19 protein-coding genes are annotated in these 20,991 nt (G+C 56.2%); 8 read left to right on the top strand and 11 right to left on the bottom strand.

Features of this window, described 5'->3' with window-relative positions; all coding sequences use genetic code 11:
- Window positions 1-63 precede the first annotated feature (63 nt).
- The 7 genes from NR114_RS07275 to yebS form a co-directional block, all read right to left on the bottom strand.
- Window positions 64-828: a molecular chaperone gene (locus tag NR114_RS07275; RefSeq protein ID WP_020826542.1), complete on the bottom strand. Its 765-nt coding sequence runs from the start codon at window positions 826-828 to the stop codon at window positions 64-66.
- A gap of 22 nt (window positions 829-850) precedes the next feature.
- Entirely contained in the window at window positions 851-1,399 is a 549-nt protein-coding gene (locus tag NR114_RS07270) for a spore coat U domain-containing protein (RefSeq protein WP_020826543.1), read from the bottom strand.
- A gap of 5 nt (window positions 1,400-1,404) precedes the next feature.
- Entirely contained in the window at window positions 1,405-1,908 is a 504-nt protein-coding gene (locus NR114_RS07265) for a spore coat U domain-containing protein (protein ID WP_149572915.1), read from the bottom strand.
- A gap of 2 nt (window positions 1,909-1,910) precedes the next feature.
- Complete coding sequence (locus tag NR114_RS07260; protein WP_234529492.1) at window positions 1,911-2,450, bottom strand: spore coat U domain-containing protein; 540 nt, start codon at window positions 2,448-2,450, stop codon at window positions 1,911-1,913.
- A gap of 279 nt (window positions 2,451-2,729) precedes the next feature.
- The gene (gene rsmF, locus NR114_RS07255; protein WP_234529491.1) at window positions 2,730-4,166 is read right to left on the bottom strand and encodes a 16S rRNA (cytosine(1407)-C(5))-methyltransferase RsmF; all 1,437 of its coding nucleotides are present in this window, start codon (window positions 4,164-4,166) and stop codon (window positions 2,730-2,732) included.
- Window positions 4,167-4,269: 103 nt separating this feature from the next.
- The gene (locus NR114_RS07250) at window positions 4,270-6,900 is read right to left on the bottom strand and encodes a PqiB family protein (protein WP_234529490.1); all 2,631 of its coding nucleotides are present in this window, start codon (window positions 6,898-6,900) and stop codon (window positions 4,270-4,272) included.
- Window positions 6,869-8,116, bottom strand: coding sequence for a membrane integrity lipid transport subunit YebS (gene yebS / locus NR114_RS07245; protein WP_234529529.1), 1,248 nt, complete (start codon window positions 8,114-8,116; stop codon window positions 6,869-6,871). The genes NR114_RS07250 and yebS overlap by 32 nt, the downstream gene beginning before the upstream one ends.
- Window positions 8,117-8,360: 244 nt before the next feature.
- Here yebS and NR114_RS07240 point away from each other — a divergent pair, with 244 nt between their 5' ends.
- The 5 genes from NR114_RS07240 (at window position 8,361) to htpX (ending at window position 13,489) form a co-directional block, all read left to right on the top strand.
- Window positions 8,361-8,858, top strand: coding sequence for a GAF domain-containing protein (locus tag NR114_RS07240; protein WP_020826549.1), 498 nt, complete (start codon window positions 8,361-8,363; stop codon window positions 8,856-8,858).
- 95 nt (window positions 8,859-8,953) lie between these two features.
- Window positions 8,954-9,664 carry an RNA chaperone ProQ gene (gene proQ, locus NR114_RS07235; protein WP_234529489.1) on the top strand — a complete coding sequence of 237 codons (711 nt, stop codon included), beginning with the start codon at window positions 8,954-8,956 and terminating at the stop codon, window positions 9,662-9,664.
- A gap of 19 nt (window positions 9,665-9,683) precedes the next feature.
- Window positions 9,684-11,720 (top strand): carboxy terminal-processing peptidase, encoded by a 2,037-nt coding sequence (gene prc, locus NR114_RS07230; RefSeq protein ID WP_020826551.1) that lies wholly within the window; start codon window positions 9,684-9,686, stop codon window positions 11,718-11,720.
- A gap of 99 nt (window positions 11,721-11,819) precedes the next feature.
- On the top strand, window positions 11,820-12,203 hold the full coding sequence (locus tag NR114_RS07225; protein ID WP_234529488.1) for a DUF4260 domain-containing protein: 384 nt from the start codon (window positions 11,820-11,822) through the stop codon (window positions 12,201-12,203).
- 407 nt (window positions 12,204-12,610) lie between these two features.
- Window positions 12,611-13,489 (top strand): protease HtpX, encoded by an 879-nt coding sequence (htpX, locus tag NR114_RS07220; RefSeq protein ID WP_020826553.1) that lies wholly within the window; start codon window positions 12,611-12,613, stop codon window positions 13,487-13,489.
- 48 nt (window positions 13,490-13,537) lie between these two features.
- Here htpX and NR114_RS07215 read toward each other — a convergent pair whose 3' ends face one another.
- On the bottom strand, window positions 13,538-14,932 hold the full coding sequence (locus NR114_RS07215; protein ID WP_234529528.1) for an MFS transporter: 1,395 nt from the start codon (window positions 14,930-14,932) through the stop codon (window positions 13,538-13,540).
- Window positions 14,933-15,143: 211 nt separating this feature from the next.
- On the opposite strand from NR114_RS07215, the gene kdgR reads away from it, so the two are divergent.
- Window positions 15,144-15,935 (top strand): DNA-binding transcriptional regulator KdgR, encoded by a 792-nt coding sequence (kdgR, locus tag NR114_RS07210; RefSeq protein ID WP_234529487.1) that lies wholly within the window; start codon window positions 15,144-15,146, stop codon window positions 15,933-15,935.
- Between the two features lie 74 nt (window positions 15,936-16,009).
- Here the strand turns inward: kdgR and phnR are convergent, their stop codons facing one another.
- On the bottom strand, window positions 16,010-16,729 hold the full coding sequence (gene phnR / locus NR114_RS07205) for a phosphonate utilization transcriptional regulator PhnR (protein ID WP_048762663.1): 720 nt from the start codon (window positions 16,727-16,729) through the stop codon (window positions 16,010-16,012).
- 144 nt (window positions 16,730-16,873) lie between these two features.
- Here phnR and phnW point away from each other — a divergent pair, with 144 nt between their 5' ends.
- Both phnW and phnX read left to right on the top strand, forming a co-directional pair.
- The gene (gene phnW / locus NR114_RS07200; RefSeq protein ID WP_256813787.1) at window positions 16,874-17,977 is read left to right on the top strand and encodes a 2-aminoethylphosphonate--pyruvate transaminase; all 1,104 of its coding nucleotides are present in this window, start codon (window positions 16,874-16,876) and stop codon (window positions 17,975-17,977) included.
- An 8-nt stretch (window positions 17,978-17,985) separates the two neighbouring features.
- On the top strand, window positions 17,986-18,795 hold the full coding sequence (gene phnX, locus NR114_RS07195; RefSeq protein ID WP_234529486.1) for a phosphonoacetaldehyde hydrolase: 810 nt from the start codon (window positions 17,986-17,988) through the stop codon (window positions 18,793-18,795).
- Between the two features lie 65 nt (window positions 18,796-18,860).
- Here phnX and NR114_RS07190 read toward each other — a convergent pair whose 3' ends face one another.
- Both NR114_RS07190 and NR114_RS07185 read right to left on the bottom strand, forming a co-directional pair.
- On the bottom strand, window positions 18,861-20,252 hold the full coding sequence (locus NR114_RS07190; RefSeq protein ID WP_020826559.1) for an L-cystine transporter: 1,392 nt from the start codon (window positions 20,250-20,252) through the stop codon (window positions 18,861-18,863).
- Window positions 20,253-20,435: 183 nt separating this feature from the next.
- The gene (locus tag NR114_RS07185) at window positions 20,436-20,984 is read right to left on the bottom strand and encodes a metal-dependent hydrolase (RefSeq protein WP_020826560.1); all 549 of its coding nucleotides are present in this window, start codon (window positions 20,982-20,984) and stop codon (window positions 20,436-20,438) included.
- Window positions 20,985-20,991 lie beyond the last annotated feature (7 nt).

Raw genomic sequence — 20,991 nt, 5'->3', positions numbered from 1 at the left:
AACGGCTTCAGCCCGAACCCGTTACGCCTGGGGGACGGTATCCTGGTTAACGGCACATCAAGCTCAATAAGCGGTTAAGGTTATCGGCTGTTTGTTATCGTTGACCGTGGCTTGCAACTGACCGCTGCTGAAACTGCCCGATGCCGGCAGGGCAAAGCGCATCTGCGAGCCGGGCAACACATACCCCATCAGACCGGCATTAAGCGTTTTTCCCTGCATCGTCACTTTGGAGATACGCGCATGTACGATGCCCTGGTTGCGCACCTCCAGCCAACGTTGGCTACTCTGTTGCAACAGACGGTAGCTGAGCTGCGGCTGGTTGGCGGTGGCGTAATCGCGCGGTTTTTCTGAGTCTTGCTTGGTCCAGACCCCTTTACCGCTGACAAACAACGGGACTGAATAGCGCATCTGGAATTTCAGCCCCATCTGCGCCCCTTCTGGCGCGGATTGACTGCCTGAATCTTTTACCGGGACTTCATCAATCAGAATACGGTAGGCGCGCTCCTGCCCGGCGGGCGGCGGGGTTTGTTTAACCAGCCGGATCAGTTGGCGTTTTCCTGGTGCAATTGAGGCAACCGGCGGGCTGGCGATCACTTCGCTTTGGTTGCTGTAGTCGTCTTTACCGGCGGTCTGTTTCCAGCCGAGCACCCGCACTTGCATATAGACCGGCTTGCTGTCCCGATTTTCCAACCATAGCGCCGTCGCGGGTTGTTGATCTTCAATCACTGGATCGATGGGCCAAATCAGGATCGACGCGGCGGCCAGAGCCTGTTGTTGGCCGACAATCAGCAGCGCTGCCGTCAGTGGCAGTCGGAAGGGTATGCGCATGGCTAAATCCTTATTCAAAATACTAATAAGTGACCGTCAGTAAGACCGTATCGCTGTATGTGCCACTGGTGGGCAGGGTACTGGTCGAGAACAAACGGGCATAAACTTTTATTTCCTGGGTGCTACCGGTCGCGGCGACGACCTCTGTGGTGCCGCCGTTACTGCCATCGCCCCAAATGGTGGAATAATTACTGTCCTGGTAAAGCTGATAAATCAGGGTCTCGGGGGTCAGGGTATTTTTCAATTTGCGCCCGGCGGAGATAGAACCGGTGACATTGTTGCCGATGCCAAGCGCCAGCGTGACGCTCAGGCCAGGGTTGCAGCGAAACAGCACGGAACCGGCCCCCGAACTGGAAACTATGCTGATATTGCTGGCTAACGAGGAGATCTGTCCAAAGTTGAGGTTGCCGAAGGTGGTGACATCGCTGCTGCCGCTGCCCAAAATACAGCCTTTCACTACCGTCGCGTTGACGGTAAGCGCCTGGGTTTTTTGCTGATCGTTGACACCCGTGTCGCCCAGTACCGGCGGCGTTATCATCCAGAGCAGTAAACCACCGCTTAAAATACGCATTACCCTTACCAATTGATGGTGACCTGCACGGTGTCGGTGTAGCTGCCGATCGGAGGAGTGGATTGCACCGGGATCATGCCATACACCGGTAACCAGTTATCCTGACCGTTGGCGGTTTGCGATACTCCGGTCAGATTATCCCAAATGGTGCTGTGGGCGCTGGTGGTATACAGGTTGTAGTTCACCTGTTGGCCAGCGGCACTTTTCAGGTAACGGGCCGCGGTGTTACCGCTTTGTCCGCCGCCCAGCAGGACGTTGTAACTGGTGCCGTTGTTGCATTTGACACGAATGGCGCCCGCGTTTTGTTGCCCGGCAATACTGACGTTGGTAGTGAGGAAATAGACTGTACCAAAGTCCAGCGAACCAAAGCTGACATTGCCGCCCGAGTTGCTGCCTGCTTCACAGGCCTTCAACAAGGTGGCACTGACGCCGATGGTGGCGGTTTTGCTATCCGCGTTCACCGCCAGGCTCAGCGTCAGCAACCCACAAACAAAAAGGGCTTGCCGCACTGTTACCAGGTTACCGTCATCGTCACGGTATCATTGTAGGTATCAGGATCTGGCGTAGTGGCCGCCGCCGGGACACGACCATAGACAATTAATGGAACCGCTGCGCCGGTACCGGTGCCGGTCAGGGCATTGGCGCCGCTGGACCAGGCGGTAGCACGTGCCGAATCCTGATAGAGGTTGTATTTGATTAACGCGCCGGCCGTACTGGCCATTTGGCGTTGGTTACTAGCACCCACGTGCAGACCGTTATTCAACGCCACGGTATAGGCGGTGCCTGTGGTACAGGTCAGCGACAGGGTACCTGCACCGCCGGAACCGGTTGCGCTGGCGTCAATAATGTTGGACAGGGAAGAGTAAGTCCCGAAGCTAATGGCGCCAAAGTCGTTGGCGCTACCCGCGCTGTTTCCACCGCCGACTACGCAACCCGCGCCGATGGTTAAGGTTACGCCCAGGTTGCCCTGAATTGTGCCTGCTGCGTTAGCTGCGCCGTTTGCGCACAGCAGGGTGGCTACCGAGGTCAATGCCATCAGAGTTTTTTTCATATTAGTTTCCTTGCTGTGTAAGGGAGAACCCCACAAAAGCGCCGCCCGGAACCGGGTTAAACGCATTAATTTATTTACAGTTTAATTAATAGAATAAGAATGCTGAATTGTCTTGGTCAGGAGCCAAAAATTATCTTTATTTTTGAAAGGTGACGGTATATTTGGCAAGTCGGGAGGATAATGCCGAAAAGGGTAAATGATTAGAATAATAATATTCCCCTATCGGAATATTATTAGCGCCATTAACTGGCCGGCATTTCCCGGCCAGTTTCAGCGCATCTACTGATGAAAATCCAACGCGCCGTCGCGAACCAGTTCGCGGGGCAGATTATTTTTTATCCGGCTGCCGATGCGTTTGGCGATCCCCAGTGGCTGTTGCTGATAGGTCACAATACATTCATCGGTCAGCGGCGGTGAGTCCGGGTACAGGTCGCGGCCGTGATACCACTCCTGCGCCAGTGTGGCATCCAGCTCAAAGCGCTGCTTACCGTCAGCCGCCGCCAGTGCGATCACCGCTTCGTGCTGCCAGCGATAGCCTTTGGTGAAGCGTTCGGCCAGTTTCAGCCCAATGCGGGAAAAACGTACTTTGTTGACTAACGTTTCCAGCTCGGCGGGGAACAGCCAAATCTCTTTATCGCGCGCCCACAGGCGGCTGGTTTCATCCCAGACCAACCCGGAAGCAGCGGCGGCCTGGGCTATTTCAGCAGAGTCCTTGGCGGAAAGCGGCGCGAACGGGAATTTGCCCAGCTTATAGCTTGGTTTCGCCAACGCGGGCACGGAGTGATGTTTGCGCAGGCGGGCCACGAAGAAGCCTTCGCTGTCGTAGATCTGCGGGAACACGTGCAGGAAGCCTTCGTCGGTCAGGGCCTGTTTGGCGCCTGGGAACAGTTCGCCCAATGGCTCGACGCTGACCGCGTCGCCATAGGTCGCCAGCAACCCGTTGATGATCTGCTGATTTTCCTGCGCGTTGAGCGTGCAGGTGGAGTAGACCATGACGCCACCCGGTGCCAGGGCATGGAAGGCGCTGTCGATCAATTCGCGCTGAGTCTCGGCGATGGAGGCAACGCTCTCCGGCGACCAGTTGCTCATGGCGTCCGGATCTTTGCGTACTACGCCTTCACCGGAGCAGGGTGCATCCAGCAGAATGGCGTCGAAGCTTTCCGGTAGTGCGGCGCCGAATACCCGCCCGTCAAAGTGGGTGAGCGCCGTGTTTTTAACCCCGCAGCGGCTGATGTTGGCATGCAGCACCTTGACCCGGCTGGCGGAATATTCGTTCGCCACAATGCCACCCTGGTTGTTCATCAAGGCCGCAATCTGAGTGGTTTTGGAACCCGGCGCGGCGGCGACGTCCAGCACCCGACGTGGCGTTTCCCCTGCGGCGAACAGTGCGCTGACCGGCAGCATCGAGCTGGCTTCCTGAATGTAAAACAGGCCGCTCAAGTGTTCCGCCGCGCTACCCAGCCGCAGTTCCTCGTCTTTGCGTTCGATCCAAAAGCCTTCCGCGCACCAGGGGATCGGCTCCAACTGCCAGTCGTAATCCTGCACCAGCGTCAAAAAGTCGGCAACGCTGATCTTCAGCGTATTCACTCGCAGGCTGCGGCGCAGCGGGCGTTGGCAGGCGGCAATAAAATCGTCCATCGACAGGTCGGCGGGCATGATGGCACGCGTCGCGTCGAGAAAGGCGGGCGGCAAATAAACGGAGGCAGGTTTGGCCACGGGGTGAACTCTCTGGCAGCTGTCAAAATAAGGGCGGAAGTTTACCACAAAGCTGGAAACAGTAGGGGCCCAGCATTGCTGAGCCCCTGAGAAGGTGACTTATTTACTCTTTAGGGATGGCGGTTCCCCAGTCTCTCCAGTCCTTAGGTTCCTCCGCATTCAGCATAAAGTGCTTGTGCGGCGTGGCCTTAGGCGCCAGCGGAATACTTGGCGGGGTGGCGAAAGCAATGCCGCCGCGAATGAACTGCTGGAAGGTGCCGCTCTTGATCACGCCGCCGGTCAGGCCAAACTGCAGGTTATAGCCGGAGGCTTGCCAGAACACGCTGTTGTTGCGAACCAGATATTGGTATTTCTTGCTGATGCGCAGCGCCACGTGGATGCGATCGGACATGGCCCCCAGATAGAAACCGGTGACGGTGCCCACTTCCACGCCGCGGAACAGCACCGGAGTACCAATCTGCAGCGAGCCGGTTTCGGCCGCGTCAAGGATCACGCTCAGACCGTCCAGATAGCGCGAGTCGGTGATGCTGGCTTCCTGCAGCTCAAAGCTGCGCAGCTCGCGCCCGCGACCCGGTTCCACGTTGATATAAGGTTGCAGCAGAGTATCGAGGTTGCTGACTCCGGCGGCGGAAATCTCCGGCGAGACAATCGAGAATCGGCTGCCCAGGCGCGCGAAGGTCTGGACGTATTCCGGATACAGCACCGCCTTGGCCAACACTTCATTTCGCTCTGGTGCCAGCTTCAACGAATCCACCTGGCCGATATCGATGCCGAGATAGCGCAGCGGCATACCCGGCGACAGTTTGCTGGCGTCGTAGGTTTTCAGGATGATCTGGCTACCCACCGCGCGGGCGGCGGTTTCCGTGGCGTACAGTACGCGTTTGGCGCCTTTGTCCAGCGTCACGCCCTGCAGGTTGTCGAAACTTATGGCGCCTTTCAACGCGCGGTTAAGCGGGGATGCCTGTACCGTCAGACCGTTGCCGTTCAACTGCACCTTGGCACCGCCCTCGGCCCAGAAGATGCTTTCACTGGTCAGCAGCTTGCGGTATTCCGGGCTGATATAAACATCGACTTCAAACTCGTTGGCCTTGGGGCGCACGTTAACAATTTCGCCCACCTGGAATTTGCGGTACAGCACCACCGAACCGGCCTGAACGTCAGGCAGGCTCACGGCGTTCAGCGTCAGGGTCGGCGTTGGGCTGTTACCGACGATGCCGGCTTCGGCCTTTTCGGTATTGCCGTACAGAGGATACTGGCCTACTGGATCGCCTTTGCTGCCGGGGATGATGCGCACGCCGCCGTCCAGCCATTCCTGCGCGCTGGCACCCAGCACTTCCATGCCATCGAGCCCCAGCTTGACGTCGACGCGGCTGTTGACCACGAACTTGCTGTCTTTATGCAGCAGGCGGCGATATTGGGCTTCCACGGCGGCGGTGAATACCACACCGCTGTCGGTCAATGCGCGGCTCATTATTTGGCCGACCTTGACGCCATGAACCACTAGCGGCTGGCCGACGTCGATGCCATAGCTTTGCGGCGCGTTAAGCGTTACGGTCAGCACGCCCGGCTGTTGCAGTAGGGTTTCGCTGCTGTCGAGCACGTTGAAGTGCTGCTGCGGCTCGCCTTCGCCCGGCACCAGCTCCAGCGTATTGCCGGTCAGCAGCTGGCTGAGTTTGGCATCGTTAAGGCTCAAGCGCGGGCTGCGCATGACGATTCGCGTACCGCTGCGCATTAAATCCACCACCGACGGATCGATGGTCAGTTCGCCGGTGACCTTACTGTCATGTTCCAGCGTCAGTTTTGTCAAAGTACCTACCTGCAGCCCCTGATAAATCAGCGGCGTGTGATTTTCACTCAGGCTGTTACCGCTGGGCAAATCAAGCGTAATGTTAACGCCACGCTGGCTGTGCGCCAGATCCGGGTAGAGGGTGTAACTTTGATCGGCCTTGGCCTGTTGACCGTCGAGCGGTGAATCAAAAGCGATGGCGCCGTTAACCAGCGCGGCCAGGCTTTCCATCTGCACCGAGGCGCCCGACAGGCTGAAATCGCCCTTAAAGCCGGAAACGTTCCAAAAACGGCTGTTGCCCTTCACCAGATTGGCAAAGCGGCGATCGATCAGCACATCGATAGTGACGCCTTTATTCCCTTCGGAGATGGTGTAGTCATACACCTTGCCGACCGGAATTTTGCGGTAATAGACCAGCGAGCCGGTATTGAGTGACCCCAGATCGTCGGCATGCAGGTGAATCATCAGCTCGCCGGTGTTCAGCCGGTATTTGGGCTGAGTATCGAGGGCGGTGAAGTGGGTTTGCGGCTGCCCGCTGCCCGGCATCATGCCAATGTAGTTGCCGCCGACCAGCGCATCCAGGCCTGACACACCCGCCAATGAGGCTTTTGGCGTAACCAGCCAAAATTGGGTGCCGTCGCGCAGAGAGTCTTCCAGATCGCTCTTGATGCTGGCTTCGACCACGATGCTGCGCAGATCCTTGCTTAGGCTGATGCTCTGTACGGTGCCGACTTCTACCCCTTGATAGCGCACCGGTGTACGGCCAGCGACGATGCCTGCCGCAGACTGAAAATCAATGGTCACCGTGGTGCCGCGTTCCTGGAAATTGCTGTAGACCAGCCACCCCGCAATCAGCAGGGCAATAAACGGCAGTAACCAGAATGGCGAAATGCGGCGCTTGTTTTTGACCCGCGCTTCAGTCGGTGTATTCGGCGTTTCCTGTTGCATGTGCATCCCAAATCAATCGGCTATCCAGCCACTCTACGGCAAGAATAGTTAAAATAACCGCAGACCCAAAGTAAAAGGCTGCCGGTCCCATAGTAAAAGATAACAACTGGTCGCGGTTCACCAGCGACATCATCAGTGCAATAACGAATAAATCGAGCATTGACCAGCGGCCGATCCAGGTCACCAGCCGCAGCAAGCGAATGCGCGTTTTCAGGCTGTGCGAGGTTTTGAAATGAATACTGAACAATATCGTGATCAGCACAATGACCTTGGTAAAGGGCACCAGCACGCTGGCGATGAAGACGATGGCGGCGATCGGCACATTGCCGGAGCTTGCCAGTGACACCACCCCGGAGAATATAGTGTCTTCCATCCGGGCGCCATTGGCGTAAATGATCGATATCGGCAACAGGTTGGCCGGGATCAGTAAAATCATTGCCGCAATCAGCGCCGCCCAGGTTTTTTGCAGGCTGTAGGGCTGACGGTGACACATGGGCACATGGCAGCGCGGGCAGCGTCCGCGCTCATCGGGATAACCGGTGAAATGGCACGACAGACAAATATGCAGTGCCTTCGGCGGGCCCTCTGGTTGCTCTTGCGGGTAGTAGCGTTCCCACAGCTGTTCCAGATTGACGTGGATCAGCGTCAGAATACTGAGCAGGGTGAGTGACAGGTAGGCGATCAGGGCGCTGCCGGCCTGGATATCGGCATACTCTTTGACCTTGATGGTTGCCACGGCCATGCCAATCAAATAGATATCGAGCATCACCCACTCTTTTAACCGTTCCAGCATCAGCAGCACCGGGCGCAGGTTCATGCCCAGCGCATGGCCGAAACGCAGGTACAGAAGTGACAGCGCCAACGTCAGTGGAGCACCTATGGTGCAGAACGCCACCATGCTGGCGGTGATAGGATCACCCTGGCGGCTCATCTGCCAGATGCCTTCCAGCAGGCTGGCGTCGATACGTACGCCCAGCAAGCGGATGCTGATCAGCGGTTCGCTGAAGGCGAAGGGCATCAGCAGCAACATGGTGACCGCCATGGCGGTCAGTCGGGTCATCGACCAGTCGCGTCCGCTGACCACCTTCGCATCACAACGCGGGCAGTAGGCTGCCTGTTTGCCGCTCAGCGGCGGCAACACAAACAGCAGGTCGCATTCGCAACAGCGCTGGTGGCGTGCTTTGGAAAGTGGGCCGGTGATAGCGTGTATTTTCATCATGAGAAAAGCTGCCCTAAAGCTCGCCGCAACAGTTAGCGTAGCTGAAAAATAAATCTGTCCGTGCTCATCGGTTCAAGCGCCGGGCGGCAAAACAGGGTTTCAGACCGGCAAACATACCTTGCCCGGTAGGGTTTTGTGAAGCAACAGATGATTAACCTTGTGGCTATAGGCATTTAATGCTTATTTTATAGGGCTTAAGACTTGGGCTTCTGGCCATCTTCACGGTATTAATGGTTAACACATGACAAAAGAACAATTCTACGCGGAATTAAAACGTGATTTGTGCGCGCTGCTTGACGGGGAAACCAACTTTATCGCCGCGTTGTCCAACGCCAGTGCGTTGATCAACGAGCGCCTTGATGACGTCAATTGGGCCGGTTTTTATCTGATGGACGGTGCGCAATTGGTGCTCGGTCCGTTCCAGGGGAAGATCGCCTGCGTACGTATTCCGGTAGGCAAGGGCGTGTGCGGGACTGCCGTGGCGGAAAACCGCGTGCAACGTGTTGGTGATGTCCATGCGTTCCCAGGCCATATCGCCTGTGACGCAGCCAGTAATGCAGAAATTGTGCTGCCGCTGAATGTTAGCGGTCAGATTATCGGCGTTCTCGATATCGACAGCACAGTTTATCAACGTTTCGACGAACAGGACGAAAGGGGCCTGGAAGCAGTGGTGGCGGGGCTTTGTGCGCAGCTGGAACAGTGTGATAGTGCGAAATATGTCACTGTGGCAGCAAGTTGATCTACGGTTAACGTGGCATTTACCGATGGCGTCATTATAATGACGCCTGTTCATGCCTGCGCTGGTTGGCAAACCCGTTGTAATCAGGAAATTTCATGGAAAATCAACCTAAGTTGAACTCTAGTAAAGAAGTCATTGCTTTTCTTGCCGAGCGTTTTCCGCTCTGCTTTAGCGCCGAGGGCGAAGCTCGCCCGTTGAAAATCGGTATTTTTCAGGATCTGGTCGAGCGTGTTCAAGGGGAAGAGAACCTCAGCAAAACGCAATTGCGTTCTGCCCTGCGCCTGTACACCTCTAGCTGGCGTTACCTGTACGGCGTCAAAGTTGGCGCGCAGCGCGTCGATTTAGACGGCAACCCGTGCGGTGAACTCGAACAGCAGCATGTCGATCATGCCCGCCAACAGCTTGAAGAAGCGAAAGCGCGCGTTCAGGCACAGCGTGCCGAACAAAACGCCAAAAAACGTGAAGCTGCCGGCGAATCAGCCGATGCGCAACCGCGTCGTCCACGTCCAGCCGGTAAAAAACCTGCTGCACGTCGCGAAGGCGGAGCCGCATCGGAGAACCGCAAGCCACGCCCACAAACTCGCCCACAGCCCGCTCGTCAACCTCGTGAAGTCAAAGAGGAAAGCCAGCAGCGCCATGTGCCAGTCACGGATATCTCTAAACTGCAAATTGGCCAAGAAATCAAAGTCAGAGCAGGCAAGAGCGCGATGGATGCTACCGTACTCGAAATCGCTAAAGATGGCGTACGTGTGCAGCTCTCTTCCGGTCTGGCGATGATTGTGCGCGCAGAACACTTGCAGTTCTGATACGGAGGCCAACCAAGGCATGAACAAATTTGTCAGATTAACAGCAGTCGCGGGTCTGTTGTGGGCGGGCGTCAGTTACGGAGCGGACACAGCCAACATCCGCATCGATCAACTGCCCCAGCTTAAGCAGGAACCGCAACATGCAACGGTGAGTGAGCGCGTAACTTCGCGCTTCACTCGCTCTCATTACCGCCAGTTTGCCCTCGATGCGGACTTTTCAGGCAAGATCTTCGATCGTTACCTGAATATGCTGGACTACAACCATAACGTGTTGCTGGCTTCCGACGTGGCGCAATTCGCCGACAAGCGCAACCAGCTTGGCGAAGAGCTGAAAAGCGGTAAGCTGGATACGCCATACGCGCTGTACAATCTGGCCCAAAAACGCCGTTTTGAGCGTTACACCTATGCCTTGTCGCTGCTGGAAAAGCCAATGAGCTTCACCGGCAACGACACTATCGATCTCGACCGCAGCAAAGCGCCGTGGCCGAAAGACAAGGCCGAACTGGACAGCCTGTGGGATGCCAAAGTCAAATATGACGAGCTGAACCTCAAACTGACCGGCAAGACCGACAAGGAAATTCGCGAAACGCTGACCAAACGCTATCAGTTCGCCATCAAGCGCCTGACGCAAAGCAACAGCGAAGACGTATTCCAACTGGCGATGAATGCCTTCGCGCATGAAATCGACCCGCATACCAATTATCTGTCCCCGCGCAATACCGAACAGTTCAACACTGAGATGAGCCTGTCATTGGAAGGCATCGGTGCAGTGCTGCAGATGGATGACGACTACACCCTGATCAATTCTATGGTACCGGGTGGCCCGGCGGCGAAGAGCAAGGCGATCACCGTAGGTGACCGTATTGTCGGCGTTGGCCAGGCGGGTAAACCTATGGTTGATGTTATCGGCTGGCGTCTGGACGATGTGGTTTCGCTGATCAAAGGGCCGAAGGGCAGCAAAGTACGCCTGGATATCCTGCCTGCGGGCAAAGGTACCAAAACCCGCGTGGTCACACTGACCCGTGAGCGTATTCGTCTGGAAGATCGCGCGGTGAAGATGACCATCAAGACCGTCGGCAAAGAGAAAGTCGCGGTGATGGACATCCCAGGCTTCTACGTTGGCCTGACCGATGATGTGAAAGTTCAGTTGCAGAAGATGGCCAAGCAGAACGTCAAGAGCCTGATCATCGATCTGCGCACCAACGGCGGCGGCGCGCTGACCGAAGCGGTATCACTGTCCGGTCTGTTCATTCCGAGCGGTCCGGTGGTGCAGGTGCGTGACAACAACGGTAAGGTGCGTGAAGACGCGGACACCGACGGCGTGACCTACTACAAAGGGCCGCTGGTGGTGCTGGTTGACCGCTTCAGCGCCTCTGCTTCCGAGATCTTTGCTGCGGCGATGCAGGACTACGGCCGTGCGCTGATCGTCGGCGAACCGACCTTCGGTAAGGGCACCGTCCAGCAGTACCGTTCGCTGAACCGCATTTACGACCAGATGCTGCGTCCGGAATGGCCGGCGTTAGGCTCGGTGCAATACACCATTCAGAAGTTCTACCGCGTGAATGGCGGCAGTACCCAGCGTAAAGGCGTAACCCCGGATATCCTGATGCCGAGCGGCATTGATCCGGCGGAAACCGGTGAAGCCTTTGAAGACAATGCGATGCCGTGGGACAGTATTAATGCGGCGACCTACACCAAAACCGGCGATCTGAAGCCTTTCGATCCTGAATTGCTGAAAGATCACGAGCAGCGTATCGCCAAGGATCCTGAGTTCCAGTACATCGCGCAGGATATCGCCCATTACAAGGCGCTGAAGGACAAGCGCAACATCGTTTCACTCAATCTTGCCCAGCGTGAGAAAGAGAACCACGATGATGACGCTACCCGTTTGCAGCGCATTAATGACCGCCTGCAGCGCGCCGGTAAAAAGCCGTTGAAGAAGCTGGAGGATCTGCCGAAGGATTACCAGGAGCCCGACCCATACCTGGATGAAACCGTGCATATCGCTCTGGATCTGGCGCACCTTGAACAGGCGCAGCCAGCGGCAGCGAAGTAACGCAGCCAAGCACCAAAAAGAAAAACGCACCTTCGGGTGCGTTTTTTAATGGGCGCGGTCAGGGCCCCGAGTCGAAATTAAACGTTTTGTGAGGTCACGATGAGCGACTTAAGCCCGCCAATGCGCGCTGTACTCCGTTTTGAAGCCGTGCTGGTGTTGATACTGTCCGTGGTGATATACCACGGACAACACTACAGTTGGAGATTGTTTGCCACCTGTTTCCTGATCCCCGACATCTCTTTTCTGGCCTATGTATTGGGTAAAAAAGCGGGGGCCATCGGCTATAACCTTGCCCACTCTTATATTGGGCCCGCGTTGTGCGGCCTGGTATTTGCGGGAACCCAACAGCCACACTGGTTGATGGCGGCGTTGATTTGGGGCGCGCATATCGGTTTTGATCGAACCTTGGGTTATGGGCTGAAATACGCTAGCGGCTTTGCAGATACCCATCTGGGCGGGCTGGGACGTAAACCACAGCGTTAAAATACCGCCCCCTCGAAGTGTGAGGCCGGTGTGCAGTCCGCTTTCTTGCGATTACGTAAGCCCAGTCGCCGCCGGCGAGGAAATAGATCAGGGAGCGACGGTAAGGGTAGCGCTTTGTGACGTAAATCTTACCGGCTGGGGCTGGCGGACACTTTGCTTCCTGTGCAGGGGACGGAATTTTGTTCGGTTGTTCCGATTGGCTCGCAGATAAAATTCCCATAAAAACTCGCCGCTTTACGCAACAATCGTTTACAATTTGGGGAGTATTGCTGAAGCGCCGTTTTTGTAAAGTTTCGTATTTTTAGTAGGTTAATGGCGTGCAACTCTTGAAACTGTGATGAATGCCCATACGATCTAGGGTATCCAAGGCAGCGTTTTGTTAACATTTATGAGGAAGTAAACATTTTATGATGCGTATAGCTCTGTTCCTGCTCACCAACCTGGCGGTGATGTTGGTTTTCGGGCTGGTGCTCAGCCTGACAGGAATCCAATCCAGTAGCGTTCAGGGCCTGATGATCATGGCCGGTCTGTTCGGCTTCGGCGGTTCTTTTGTCTCACTGCTGATGTCCAAATGGATGGCGCTGCGCTCCGTTGGCGGGGAAGTGATTGAACAGCCGCGTAACGAAACCGAAAACTGGCTGCTGGAAACGGTACGTCGTCAGTCGCAGCAGGCGGGCATTGCTATGCCGCAGGTCGCTATTTATCACGCACCGGACATTAACGCCTTCGCCACCGGCGCGCGTCGCAACGCTTCGTTGGTCGCCGTCAGTACCGGTCTGCTGCAAAGCATGAGCCGTGACGAAGCGGAGGCGGTTATCGCCCATGAAATCAGTCACGTCGCTAACGGTGACATGGTCACCATGACGCTGATTCAGGGTATCGTGAACACCTTCGTGATCTTTATCTCGCGGCTGATTGCGCAGGTGGCCGCCGGCTTCCTGGGTAACCGTGACGGTGAAGGGGAAGGTAACGGCAACCCGATGATCTATTTTGCCGTGTCGATGGTGTTGGAACTGGTGTTCGGTATCCTGGCCAGCATCATCACCATGTGGTTCTCGCGTCACCGTGAGTTCTATGCCGACGCAGGCTCAGCCAAACTGGTGGGCCGCGAGAAGATGATCGCGGCGCTGCAACGGCTGAAAACCAGCTATGAACCGCAGGAAGCAGGCAGCATGATGGCGTTTTGCATTAACGGCAAGTCCAAGTCGTTCAGCGAACTCTTCATGTCTCACCCGCCGCTCGATAAACGTATCGAAGCGCTGCGTTCAGGCCAGTACCTGAAGTAACCCAAAGAACGCAAAAAACCCCGGCTTGCCGGGGTTTTTTTATGCCTGCTATTTGGCTTGCTCACGGTTTTCTACCGCTTGCGCACGCGGTTGGGTAATGCGCAGACTGCTGACTGCCGCCGCCAGCGTGGCAAAGGTACCGGCCAGAATCAACGAAGCGTGGGTACCGGAAGTGGGGAACAAATTGAACATCAGTGCCACCAGTGCGGCACCGGAAGTCTGCCCCAATAAGCGGGCGGTACCCAACATGCCGCTGGCGCCGCCGCTGCGGTTGCGCGGGGCGGCGGAAATAATGGTCTGGTTATTGGGCGATTGAAACAGCCCGAAGCCGGCGCCGCACAGCACCATGCGCCAAATGATATCCAGATCGGAAGGGTTATGCGGCAGCAATGCCAGCAAGAATAACCCCAATGCAAACACCGCCAGGCCGATACAACCCAATAATCCGGCGTGGATCCGCTCCACCAGCCGCCCGGCCAATGGTGCCATGACGATAATCGCCAGCGGCCAGGGGGTCAGCAACAGCCCGGTGGCGACCTCATCGCGGCCCAGCGTCCCTTGCAGAAAGAATGGTAACGAGACCATCGCCAGCATTTGTGCGGTAAAGGAACAAATTGAGGTGCCCATCGACAGGGCGAAAATCGGGATACGCAGCAGGTCTACCGGCAGCAGCGGAAATTCCTGGCGCAGCTGGCGGCGGACAAAGAAGAAGCCAATGACCAGCAGCGCGGCGATTTCACTGAAAATCAACGTCAGGCTCTGGCCCTGGGCAAAACCGCTGATGGCGGTGATCAGCAGCCCGAAAGTCAGGGCGTTCATCACCGCACTGGTTGGATCGAAACGCTGATTGCTGCTCTTTTGACTATTGGCGGGAAGATATTTCATCCCCAGCAGCAACGCCACAATGCCGATCGGCAAGTTGATGGCAAACAACCATTGCCACGAGGCCACCGAGAGGATTGCCGCTGCCACCGTGGGCCCGGCGGCCGAAGAAAAGGCGACAATCAGCGAGTTGATGCCCATACCGCGTCCGAGAAAACGTTGCGGATAGATAATGCGGATCAGTGCGGTGTTGACGCTCATGATGGCGGCGGCGCCAAACCCCTGAAGCACGCGAGCAATAGTCAATGTCGTCAGCGAGTCGGACAGCGCACAAAACAGTGAGGTCACGCTGAAGACCAGCAAACCGGCCTGATAGATGCGGCGATAGCCAATCAGATCGCCGAGCGAGGCCAGTGACAACAGAGAAATGGTGATGGCTAACTGATAGGCGTTCACCACCCAGATGGAGCTGGCCGGGCTGGCGTTCAGATCGCGGGCGATAGTCGGCAGCGCCACGTTGGCGATTGCGCCATCGAGCACGGAAACGGTAATGCCGAGGGCAATGGCGAGGATTGCCCCATAGCGCTGCGGGACGGGGAGGCCGTCGGTACAAGAACGCATGTTGATCTCGAAGGTATTAATCCGGGGGAGTATTACCATGCTAATCATGTTCGTCTGCGATTGCATCCACAGTTTTCCGTTCAATTGTAATAACCGATGAGATCCCAGCGTGCATTCAGCCCAGCCCGATTGCGTGGCTTCTGCGGTACCGCGTATACTGAAACCCTTGTTCAAATTTCTTAAAACACAAAAGCTGGGTAGGATTTTGACTATGGTGAACGCAGATCCAGATAAACAACCGGATGCGGTTTCCTCCGTGCTGAAGGTATTCGGTATCTTGCAGGCGCTGGGCGAGGAGCGTGAGATTGGCATTACTGAGCTTTCCCAGCGGGTGATGATGTCCAAAAGTACCGTATACCGTTTTCTTCAGACCATGAAGTCGTTGGGCTATGTGTCGCAGGAAGGGGAAACGGAAAAATATGCCCTGACGCTCAAGCTGTTTGAACTGGGTGCCAAGTCGTTGCAGAACGTCGATCTGATTCGTATTGCAGATGTTCAAATGCGTGAACTGTCGAATCACACCCGGGAAGCTATTCACCTTGGGGCGCTGGACGAAGACAGCATTGTCTATATCCATAAAATCGACGCGCAATATAACCTGCGCATGTATTCACGCATCGGTCGGCGTAACCCGTTGCACAGTACCGCGATCGGTAAAGTGTTGTTGGCGTGGCGCGATAGGGCGGAAGTGGCGCAAATTCTGTCGCAGATTGAATTTACCCGCAGCACGCCGAATACCCTGACCGATGCCGGGGCGCTGCTGTCGCTGTTGGATCAAGTGCGTGAGCAAGGTGTGGGTGAGGACATCGAAGAGCAAGAAGAAGGGCTGCGCTGTATTGCGGTGCCGGTATTTGACCGCTTTGGCGTAGTGACCGCCGGCCTGAGCATTTCGTTCCCGTCGATTCGTTACTCTGAAGATGCCAGGGCAGATTATGTCAAACGTCTGCACACCGCCGCACACAACATTTCTGAGCAAATGGGCTATCACGACTACCCGTACTGATCCCGTCAGTTGACCAAATCAAGGGCGCAGCCATTCACCGGCGGCGCCCTTTTTTGTTTGGCACAGTGCAGAGATCACAGCGTATCGACCTCAATGCGCAGGCTGTCATGTCGCCAGTATTCGATATCAAAATCGAGAATTCGCCCGTGCTGGTCGTAGTTTAATCGGCGTAGCAACAGTGCGGGCAGGCCAACCATCGCGCCCAACGCAGTGGCGGCGGCGTATGGCAGGGCGGTAGGGTAAAACGACAGGTGCATCCGGTGGTAAATCAAATTGTACCGTTGCTGATAAATCTCGGTCAGGCTGCCGTTAAGATCCTGGTTGAGCAATTCAGGCACCCGCTGCGGTAGGCAGTGGTTCTCGCAATAGCAAATAGCCCGGCCGTCGGCATAGCGTACGCGGCGCAGCAGATAAATTGGGTCACTCGGCTCCAGCGCTAATGGTCGCATGACGTCGAGTGGCACCGCGGTTTTTTCGGCGGACAACAGCTCAGTGCGCGGCGTGCGCCCCTGCTCCTGGCACAACCGGTGGAAGTTGGTGTTCTGCGTCGGATCCAACCACAACCTTTCCGGCGTAACAAACCAACCCCTGCGGTCGGCGCGGTAGATGGCACCGGTGGCTTCCAACTGCGCCAGGCTTTCCCGTACGGTGACACGAGTAGTAGAGAAAATGGCGCACAGCTCGCGTTCGGAAGGCAGCTTATCGCCGGCCTGCAGCGCGCCGCGAGTGATACGCGCCTGTAGCTGTTCCTTGATTTGCAGGTAGTGGGGCAACTCACCCAGATGTTCTTTCATTTCATCTCGCTATGGCATTACGGCACGCGCTCATTATACATGCCCAGATGAATTTTTTGTTTCACCTGCGGTTGGCGTTTGACCCGAAGGCCGGGTTGCGGTCAGTATAATACTCATCTGGTATAGACCAATTGGGTGAATGAAATGTCTGAGCACGATTATTTGCTGTTAACCCCTGGCCCGTTGACCACCTCAAAAACGGTGAAGGAAGCGATGCTGTTCGATAGCTGTACCTGGGATGAAGATTACAACCTGGGCGTGGTGCAGAACATTCGTCAGAAGCTCGAGGCCCTGGCGACTCGGTCAACGGGCTACACCTTAGTGTTGTTGCAAGGCAGCGGCAGTTTTGCGGTCGAAGCGGTATTGGGCACGGTAATGGGGCCGCAGGACAAATTGCTGATCGTCAATAACGGCGCTTATGGTGCGCGGATGATCGAAATGGCCCGGTTGATGGACATCAATCACCATGCGTTCAACTGTGGTGAAGTGAATGAGCCGGATGTTGAGGCGATGGAGGCGGTATTGAAAGGCGATGCAGGCATCAGCCATATCGCCATGGTGCATTGTGAAACCACCACGGGGATGCTGAATCCGCTGGAGCGCGTCTCAGGCCTGGCGGCGCGGAATGGCAAAACCCTGATCGTGGATGCGATGAGCAGTTTCGGCGGTATCCCGCTGGATGTCGATGCGCTGGGCATTGATTATCTGATCAGCTCGGCAAATAAATGCATTCAGGGCGTGCCGGGTTTCGCCTTTGTGATTGCCCGCCGCAATGAACTGAATAAGTGCGCTGGGCGCTCGCGTTCGCTGTCGTTGGATCTGTATGCTCAGTGGCGCTGTATGGAAGATAACGCCGGTAAATGGCGCTTTACCTCGCCGACGCATACGGTGCTGGCTTTTGCTCAGGCGCTGCGCGAGCTGGAGCAAGAAGGGGGGATCGATGCCCGCCACGCTCGTTACCGGGCAAACCAGCAGCGGCTGGTGGCTGGGATGCGCGCGTTGGGGTTCGAAACCTTGTTGGAGGATGATTTGCACTCGCCGATCATCACCGCGTTCTATTCGCCGAAGGCCGACACTTACCGTTTTACCGAGTTCTATCAGCGCCTGAAACAGCAGGGCTTTGTCATCTATCCGGGCAAGGTATCGCAGAGCGACTGCTTCCGCATTGGCAATATCGGCGAAGTTTACCCGCAGGATATCGAACGTTTGCTGGCCGCGGTCGGGCAGGCAATGTACTGGGAGCAATGAGGATGAGCATGAGTCAGATTAACGCAGTGATACTCGACTGGGCCGGCACCACGGTAGATTTCGGCTCCTTTGCGCCAACGCAGATTTTTGTTGAAGCCTTTAAGCAGACCTTTGATATCGACATCAGCCTGGCGGAGGCGCGCATTCCGATGGGGTTGGGCAAATGGCAGCACATTGAGGCTTTGGGCAAATTGCCCGAGGTGGATGCGCGTTGGCGGCAGCAGTTGGGCCGCTCCATGAGTCATCAGGACATTGACGCGCTGTACCAGGCTTTTATGCCGTTGCAAATTGCCAAGGTGGTCGACTTTGCCGATCCGATTGAGGGTGTGCCACAGGTGATTGCTGCATTGCGTGAGCAGGGCATCAAGATAGGTTCCTGTTCGGGCTATCCGCGGGCGGTGATGGAGGTGCTGGCGCCGGCAGCAGCGCTGCGAGGTTACGCGCCGGATCACTGGGTTGCGACTGACGATTTGGCCGCTGGTGGGCGTCCAGGCCCGTGGATGGCGCTGCAAAACGTGATTACGCTGGGTATCGATTCGGTGGCGCACTGTGTGAAAGTGGATGATGCAGTGCCGGGCATCAGTGAAGGATTGAATGCAGGCATGTGGAGCATCGGGCTGGCACTGTCGGGTAACGAGTTTGGGGCTACCTGGCAGGAATACCAACAAATGAGTGAGTCGGAAGTTAACAAGCGGCGCGCTTTGGCAACCGATAAACTGTATTCCGCCGGTGCGCACTACGTGATTGATACATTGGCACAACTGCCTGATGTGATTGCTGAAATCAATCAGCGACTGGTGGCGGGCGAACGGCCCTGAGTGGATTGCAGATATAAAAAAACCGGGGCTGCGAACAAGCCCCGGTTTTTTATTGCCGACGAGATTTACTGGTGAGCCAGTTCCACTTCGTCTTCACTGTCCATAATGGACTTGTCTGTTTGCTTCATCAGTTGGCTGGTGATGGTACCCGCAGCCATAGAGCCGTTGACGTTCAGTGCGGTACGGCCCATGTCGATCAGCGGTTCAACGGAGATCAGCAGGGCAACCAGCGTCACTGGCAGACCCATTGCCGGCAGCACGATCAGCGCAGCGAAAGTCGCGCCGCCACCCACGCCGGCTACACCGGCAGAGCTGATGGTGACGATACCGACCAGGGTCGCGATCCACACCGGGTCCAGCGGGTTAATCCCGACGGTTGGGGCCACCATCACCGCCAGCATCGCTGGGTACAAGCCTGCACAGCCGTTCTGGCCAATGGTAGCGCCGAACGAGGCCGAGAAGCTGGCAATGGATTCCGGTACGCCCAGGCGACGGGTTTGCGCTTCCACGTTCAGCGGAATGCTGGCGGCGCTGGAGCGGCTGGTAAAGGCGAAAGTGATGACCGGCCATACCTTGCGGAAGAATTTCAGCGGATTAACACCGGTGAAGGCCAGCAGGGCAGCGTGCACCGCAAACATGATCGCCAGACCCAGATATGAAGCCACGACGAAGCTGCCCAGTTTGATGATGTCGTGAACGTTAGAGCCGGCAACCACTTTGGTCATCAGCGCCAGAACGCCATACGGAGTCAGTTTCATCACCAGACGCACCAGCTTCATCACCCAGGCCTGCAGGGTGTCGATAGCGACCAGCACGCGCTCACCTTTCGGCTTGTCGTCTTTCAGCAGCTGCAGCGACGCCACACCCAGGAAGGTCGCGAAGATTACCACGCTGATGATCGAGGTAGGGCTGGCACCGGTCAGATCGGCGAACGGGTTTTTAGGAATAAAGGACAGCACCATCTGCGGTACGGTCAGGTCGGCCAGTTTGCCCACATAGTTGCTTTGGATTGCGGACAGACGCGCACTTTCCTGCGCCCCCTGCACCAAGCCTTCAGCGGTCAGACCGAACAGGTTAGTTACCAGCACGCCCACCAGCGCCGAAATCAGCGTGGTGAACAACAGGGTGCCGATAGTCAGGAAGCTGATTTTCCCCAGGGAAGAGGCGTTATGCAGCTTGGCGACCGCGCTCAGAATCGAGGCGAAGACCAGCGGCATGACAATCATTTGCAGCAGCTGCACATAGCCGTTACCGACGATGTTGAACCAGCTGATGGATTCTTTCAGTACCGGATTGTCCGAACCGTACACCAGCTGCAGTGCCAAACCGAACACCACACCCATGACCAGGCCGACCAGTACCTTTTTCGCCAGGCTCCATTGCTTATGGCGGCTTTGCGCCAACAGCAAAAGGAGGGCGACAAAAATCACCACGTTAATAACCAGCGGAAAATTCATCCCCAATGTCTCCAAAATTTTTTCTTATATGAAAATGGCTATGCACCATGGCGTAGCGATACTAAATATCGTAACAGTTTGCTTAACGGCTCACTTATATCCAAATGGAATTTGATATAACTCATTGCGTAAATTTGTTTAATTTACGCACTCTGTGGTTATTAAGTGTCCGTTTTTATGTGATCACAGTCTGATATTTTTTATTTGCTCAAAATAAGACTGCACTGGGATGGTGCATCCGCCCTGCCAATAGATAGCGAAAGCCACCAGACACAGGCACAGGGCGCGCTCAAGCTGATTGCCTTTCTGAGAATTTAGCAGCGGCAGACGAAAACGCCAGCGGCATGGCCAGAGTAAGGGGACGCCGGCGGGAGTGAGCATATCCGCCAGCAGATGGCTGAAGTAACCGATGATCATGGCATGCAAGACGTCGGCCGGAATCGGCCAACTGCGCGGCACGTCAAGCTGGAACAACGCCATGCCGCCGGCGATCGCCAGCAGGCTATGGGTAAAACCGCGGTGGCCGAAGGCGCGCGATATCGGAATGGCAATCCAGCGCAACCGTTGGCCCAGTACCGACTTGGGGTGATCGATATCGGGCAGCAGTGAGGTCAACAGCGCGGCAGGGATGATGTGCCACCAGTCGCCCGTTGCCAGCTCTGGGGTCACCTCGGCCTTCTTGGCGAAAATCGCGCAAGCGACAGAAAAAATAAGATGTCCTTCCGCGGTCATACTGCTG

It is taken from the genome of Serratia sp. Ser99, assembly GCF_024519545.1.
GTDB lineage: Bacteria > Pseudomonadota > Gammaproteobacteria > Enterobacterales > Enterobacteriaceae > Serratia > Serratia liquefaciens.
The sequence above is the reverse complement of the archived record's forward strand: the minus strand, read 5'-3'. Positions and strand labels throughout refer to the sequence as shown.